At 60.0% G+C, this 1,070-nt stretch carries 2 protein-coding genes; both read left to right on the top strand.

Going from position 1 to position 1,070, the window contains the following annotated elements; all coding sequences use genetic code 11:
* A partial coding sequence (locus OQK_RS30350; protein WP_038860538.1) for a manganese catalase family protein occupies positions 1-590 on the top strand: 590 nt, incomplete at its 5' end.
* 76 nt (positions 591-666) lie between these two features.
* Positions 667-1,070 (top strand): ferritin-like domain-containing protein (locus OQK_RS04135; RefSeq protein ID WP_038861100.1); only part of this gene is annotated, 404 nt, incomplete at its 3' end.

The raw sequence follows: 1,070 nt of genomic DNA, 5'->3' as shown, positions 1-1,070 counted from the left end.
GCTCGCTCAATGGCAACGGCAATGACTCGCACATCACCAGCCTGCTCTACGGTGCCGGTTCGCCGCTGACCAACTCTGCCGGTGTGCCCTGGACGGCGGCGTACGTCGATACCATCGGTGAGCCGACCGCCGACATGCGCTCCAATATTGCTGCTGAAGCACGGGCGAAGATTGTTTATGAGCGCTTGATGAACGTGACCGATGACCCCGGCGTGAAAGAGGCGCTGGGCTTTCTGATGACCCGTGAGATCGCCCACCAGTTGTCGTTCGAAAAAGCCCTGCATTCGATTCAGCCAAACTTCCCGCAAGGCAAGCTGCCCGGCATGCCTGAGTTCACCAACGTCTACTTCAACATGTCGCAAGGCACCGAAAGCATGCGCGGCCCGTGGAATCAGGGCGACGATTGGGAGTTTGTCGAAAGCCCGACGCCGGCAGTCGACGGCGGCGATGGCCTGGCCACCGTGCAACTGGACAGCGCCGACGAAGCGCTGCTGGAAAACATGAAGATGCGCACCATGTCCGACCCCAACAGCGAGCCGGTCACCGGTGCGGATCTGGGCTCCGGCGCGCAGGCCAAGCCTGGTTTGTAAGGCACGTGGGGCGCGCCGGACATCAGCCGGCGCGCCCCGGTTGATCACTGTGAAATCATCAAGAAGAGGACTCGACATGGCTACTCCACAGGAAAACCTGCTCGACTGGCTGCGTGATGCCCATGCCATGGAGCAACAGGCCGAGCAAATGCTCAAGGCACAATCCAAGCGTCTGGAACATTACCCGCAGCTCAAGGCGCGCATCGATCAGCACATCGAAGAAACCCTCGGTCAGCAGAAACTCATCGACGAATGCCTGCAACGTCTGGGCGGTGAATCCTCGACGATGAAAGACCTGGGCGGAAAATTGATGGCGTTCGGTCAGGCTGTTGGCGGCTCCTTGATGAGCGATGAAGTGATCAAGGGCGCCATGGCCGGCTACGTTTTCGAAAACATGGAGGTCGCCAGCTATACCGTACTGATCGCAGCGGCGAAAGCGGCGGGGGACACGCAGACGCAGAAGGCCTGCGAACAGATTCT

The organism is Pseudomonas sp. R62, from assembly GCF_000257605.1.
Lineage (GTDB): Bacteria > Pseudomonadota > Gammaproteobacteria > Pseudomonadales > Pseudomonadaceae > Aquipseudomonas > Aquipseudomonas atacamensis.
This window is presented reverse-complemented; position numbering and strand designations above follow the sequence as displayed.